The organism is Bradyrhizobium sp. STM 3809, assembly GCF_000239795.1.
Classification (GTDB): Bacteria; Pseudomonadota; Alphaproteobacteria; order Rhizobiales; family Xanthobacteraceae; genus Bradyrhizobium.
In genome coordinates this window covers 1-4,731 of the sequence record NZ_CAFJ01000677.1, presented here as the reverse complement: position 1 = coordinate 4,731, position 4,731 = coordinate 1, and the positions used below count along the sequence as shown (strand labels likewise).

Sequence of the window (4,731 nt, the reverse complement as noted above, 5' to 3'; positions counted from 1 at the left end):
AGAGAGACGAGCACATGTTTGCGATCTTCAAATGGGATAGCCCTGCCCGCCTGCGGGGAAGGCGCTGACCGTCTTTGCGGCGAGTGAGGAGCACACCCATGCTTTACGCTATCAAATCTCCTTCTTCTGCATCGCGCCCGCGATGTAGTCCGCCTGCCGGATGGCCAGCGCCACGATGGTCAGGGTCGGGTTGCACGCCGCGCCCGTGGTGAACTGGCTGCCGTCGGACACGAACAGGTTCTTGATGTCGTGCGTCTGGCCGAACTTGTTGACGACGCCGTCCCTTGCCTTCTCGCTCATCCGGTTGGTGCCGAGATTGTGGGTCGAGGGGTAGGGCGTGGTCGGATAGGTCACGGTGGCGCCGACCGCCTCGTAGATCGCCGAGCCCTGCTTGTAGGCGTGGGCGCGCATCGCGACGTCGTTGGGGTGATCGTCGAAATGCACCGAAGCCACGGGCATGCCGAACTTGTCCTTGGCGACCGGATCGAGCGTGATGCGGTTGGTCTCCTGCGGCATGTCCTCGCCGACCAGCCACATACCGGCCATCCGCGGATAGGTCTCCATCGCCGCGGTGAAGCTGCGGCCCCAGGCGCCGGGATTGAGGAACGCCGCCATGAACGGAAGACCGAGCGACAAGGTCTCCATCTCGTAGCCGCCGACGAAGCCGCGCTTCGGATTGAACGCCGCCTCGTCGCGCACGATGCCGGCCATCGTGGTGCCGCGATACATGTGCACCGGGTTCTCGAACGTCGCATAGACGCTGCCGGTCATGTGCCGCATGTAGTTGCGCCCGACCTGGCCGGAGGAGTTGGCGAGGCCGTCCGGGAACATGTTCGAGGCGCTGTTGAGCAGGAGCCGCGGGCTCTCGATCGAGTTGCCTGCGACCGCGACGATGCGGGCCTTCTGCAACTGCATCTTGCCCTGGCTGTCGGCATAGACCACGCCGGTGACCTTGCCCGACGCATCGTGCTCGATCTTGATCGCCATGCTGCCGGACCGCACCTCGAGATTGCCGGTGGCCTCGCCCTTCGGGATCTCGGTGTACAGGGTCGACCATTTCGCGCCGGACTTGCAGCCCTGGAAGCAGAAGCCGATCTGCTGGCACGAGCCGCGGCCGTCGCGCGGCTGCGAGTTGATCGCCATGTTGCCGGTGTGCACGGTCTTGTAGCCGAGCTTGCGGGCGCCGGCTTCGAGCACCTTGAAATTGTTGTTGCCGGGCAGGCCGGGAATGTCGTTGGTCCGGGTCACGCCCATCTTGAACTCGGCCTTGGCGTACCAGGGCTCCATTTCGGCGAGCGTCACCGGCCAGTCGAGCAGGGTCGTGCCGGGCACGCCGCCATAGGTGGTGCGCGCCTTGAACTCGTGCTCATCGAAGCGCAGCGAGGCGCCGGCCCAGTGCACCGTCGAGCCGCCGACCGCCTTCACGATCCAGGCCGGCAGGTTGGCGAAGTCCTTGGCCACCCGCCAGCTGCCGGACGTGGTGCGCATGTCGGTCCAGGCGAGCTGGGTGAAGCTCTCCCATTCGTCGTTGATGAAGTCGGGAATCTCGTAGCGATTGCCGGCTTCGAGAATGACGACCTTGATGCCCTTCTGCGCGAGCTCGTTGCCCAGAGTGCCGCCGCCGGCGCCCGAACCGATGATGACGACGACGCTCGAATCGTTCTGATCGAATTTTGCCATGATGGTGTCCTCCGTGTTGTTTGTTGCTCGACGGCGTCAGGCCTTGACGTCAGGCTTTGGGCAGCCAGTCGATGTCGGAGAAGCCACGGTTGATGTAGCCGCCATGCTCGGCGGAGGAGCCTTCGTAGCCGAACTTCGGCCAGACCTCTTTCTGATTGTAGAGCGACACCACGAGGTCGCCGCGAAGAGTCTTGAAGAAGGTCGTCTGCTCGATGCCCTGCAGCAGCGCGACGCGGTCCGTCTCCCACGGCACCTGCGCATACGGCACCTTGTGGCGGTCCTTCGCGTCCTGGTCGAGCCGGGCGATGCCGTCAGTGATCAGCGTCTTGACCGCGGGATCCGCGGCAGCCTTGCCGTCCCACGGCTTGACCGCGGCGATGTAGTAGCGGTCGCCGAGGAAATCGTGCGGATAGATGTCGCGCGCGACCTTCACCAGGGTCTTCAGGGTGTCCGGCGTCAGCGCCTTGGCATCCTCGGCCCACGCGTCGGTGACGCCGACGCCCGTCGCGGAGGCGACGGCGGCGGCCGGCACGGTCGCGGCCGCGCCCTTGAGAAAGACGCGGCGGTCGTATTTGTTGCGGCGATCGACTTCTCTCATGGCAGTTTCCTCCGTTTGTTTTTTGCTTGTCACGTCGTCTCTCTCAACCGGCTCAGCCGAAGCGGCCGCCGCGCTGGATCACCTCGATCTTGTAGCCGTCGGGATCGCTGACGAAGAAGAAGCGCGCGAGCGTCGCGCCATTGTGCTTGAAATCGCGCAACGGTCCCGGCGCCAGGTTCTCGCGCTCGAAGCGGGCGTGCTCGGCGTCGAGATCGTCGACCACGACCGCGAGATGGCCGTAGCCGTCGCCGAGCGTGTAGGGCTCCTTGCGGTCGAAATTGACGGTCAGCTCGACTTCGAATGGCGACGACGGGTGGCGCAGATAGATCAGTGCGAAGCCGTCGAAGCGCAGATTGTCTGCGATCTCCAGGCCGAAGGCGCGCTTGTAGAAGTCGAGCGCCTTGGCCTCGTCGAGGACGCGGATCATGGAGTGAACGGGCTTGGCCATCTCAATTGTCCTTCAGGTAGGTGATGATCGCGGCGCGCACGTCGGGCTTGGCCTGGCGATAGGCCATCACGGCGCCGGGGATCAGCTCCTGGGGATTGGTCAGCCAGGCGTCGAGCTTGGCCTCGTCCCAGGTGAAATCAGCCTTCGCGAAGCCGGCTGAATAGCGGAAGCCGTCGACCGAGCCGGCGCGGCGGCCGACGACCTTCGACAGCGGCGGCCCCTGCCGCACCGGCTCGCTGCTGCTCAGCGTGTGGCAGACACCGCATTGCTGCTTGAACAGGGTGGCGCCGTCGACGGGCTTCGGCGCGGGCAGTGCCATCTGCGCCTGTGCGATCGTGCTGCAAAACGCCGCGCTGGCAATTGATCCGCAGAGAAGAAGCGCATAGTGCGCCGCACGCCGTCCCGACATCGTTCCTCGCTCGCATTTTTGGTGAGCGTAGGTCGCAGCCGATGCGGCGTGGTAGTAGCCGGCTGTTTCAGCGAGAACAAAGCGGGCGCAGGTGTTTGCAGCGCGAAAGTTGCGTCAGCATTGCAGACTCATCGTCATATGATCGGTCTGCGAGAGGGGATGGTGACGCCTCTTCTCGTGCCACACTCATTTTCATTCCGGGGCAAGGCCGCAGGCCTTGAACCCGGAATCCCGAGCTTGGCTTGCGTTCGTGTCCAACAGGCTCGGGATTCCGGGTTCAATCGCCAATGCGCTGGCGCGCATCGTCGATTGCCCTGGAATGACGGGATGGGGTGACAGGCGCGCGGCCGACGAACTAATCGTCGAAACGGCGCGCGCCGCGTCCCGCCTTCACGTCGCTGCGAATTTTCTTGCCTTCGAGCCGGCGCTGCTTGGAGCCGAAGGTCGGCTTGGTCGGGCGGCGCACCTTCGGGCGCACCATCGCCTCGCGCAGCAGGGTCACGAGCCGCTCGATTGCGTCGGCCTTGTTGCGCTCCTGGGTGCGGAAGCGCTCGGCCTGGATGACGATCACGCCGTTCTTGGTCATGCGCTGGCCGGCGAGCCGGGCGAGCCGTGCGGCCGCATCCTCAGGCAGCGTGATGCGGCTGGTGTCGAAGCGCAGCTGCGCCGACGTCGACAGCTTGTTCACGTTCTGGCCGCCGGGACCGGAGGCGCGGACGAACGAGATCTCGATGTCGTTTTCGTCGATCGCGAGGTCGCGGGAAATCCGCAGCATGGGGCACCCAGGGGAATCGAGGCTTTCGCGGAGCACCATAGCGGGTTTGGCGGCGGGGTGCGCGGGTGTATCGGCTCCCGCGGTCCGCCCGGGACCGTCACCAAGATCTCCGCCGTCATCCCGGCGAACGCCGGGATCCATACCCCCAGGGAGTCGTTTGGGGCACGCCGGCCATGGGCATCTCGCGTCTCACATCTGCTGCGGCGTATGGGTCCCGGATCGGCGCCACGTCGCGCTTCGCGCGTCGTGGCTTGTCCGGGACGACGGCGGTGGGTGGGGTGAACTTCACGGTGCGTAGGGTGGGCAAAGGCGCGCCGCGTTGTGAGCTTGTTGCTCCGCTCTCGCGCGCGCCGTGCCCACCATTCCTTCCGAGTCTGCGGATGCATGGTGGGCACGCGACCGCCCTTCGGGCGGCTGCTTTGCCCACCCTACGGTAGCGTGCTCGGGGTCCGATTTACATCTCAAACAGCGATCGACACAGCGGCGCATTCCCGCGGCACATCATGCCCGAGTTTTGCGATCAGTCCGTCCCTCGCAAACAGTGCAGAGGGCGCGGGGAATGCCGGGTGCTGGCCGCACCCATGGCCCGCCTGCGAAAAAAATGCAGGCGGCAGGTACCACAGGTTCAGCCGAGACATCCCGGCATTCCCCGCGCGATGGGTGGAACGCTTATACGCAGTCTCCCTGGTGCCCGGCTCGTTGGCCACCATGGTCCGCGCGGCGCGTCAGCGCCGTCGCGAACGAGACACCAGCTTCGGGGTGTCAGGACGCTGCGACTTCACGTCCGCGAGCGAGCGTTCGTCCGCGCATCCGAAGACACG

General features: G+C 65.4%; 5 protein-coding genes. All 5 read right to left on the bottom strand.

The genetic code is table 11. The features are described 5' to 3' along the window. Nucleotides 1-111 precede the first annotated feature (111 nt). Complete coding sequence (locus tag BRAS3809_RS29960) at nt 112-1,680, bottom strand: GMC family oxidoreductase (RefSeq protein WP_008965767.1); 1,569 nt, start codon at nt 1,678-1,680, stop codon at nt 112-114. Between the two features lie 49 nt (nt 1,681-1,729). Then, nucleotides 1,730-2,278 carry a hypothetical protein gene (locus BRAS3809_RS29955; RefSeq protein WP_008965766.1) on the bottom strand — a complete coding sequence of 183 codons (549 nt, stop codon included), beginning with the start codon at nt 2,276-2,278 and terminating at the stop codon, nt 1,730-1,732. A gap of 52 nt (nt 2,279-2,330) precedes the next feature. Further along, nucleotides 2,331-2,726, bottom strand: a complete 396-nt coding sequence (locus tag BRAS3809_RS29950; RefSeq protein ID WP_008965765.1) for a VOC family protein — start codon at nt 2,724-2,726, stop codon at nt 2,331-2,333. A 1-nt stretch (nt 2,727) separates the two neighbouring features. After that, a complete protein-coding gene (locus BRAS3809_RS29945; RefSeq protein ID WP_008965764.1) occupies nt 2,728-3,045 on the bottom strand; it encodes a c-type cytochrome in 318 nt (105 codons plus the stop codon). Nucleotides 3,046-3,490: 445 nt separating this feature from the next. Then, the gene (gene arfB / locus BRAS3809_RS29940; protein ID WP_008965763.1) at nt 3,491-3,910 is read right to left on the bottom strand and encodes an alternative ribosome rescue aminoacyl-tRNA hydrolase ArfB; all 420 of its coding nucleotides are present in this window, start codon (nt 3,908-3,910) and stop codon (nt 3,491-3,493) included. Between the last annotated feature and the right edge of the window lie 821 nt (nt 3,911-4,731).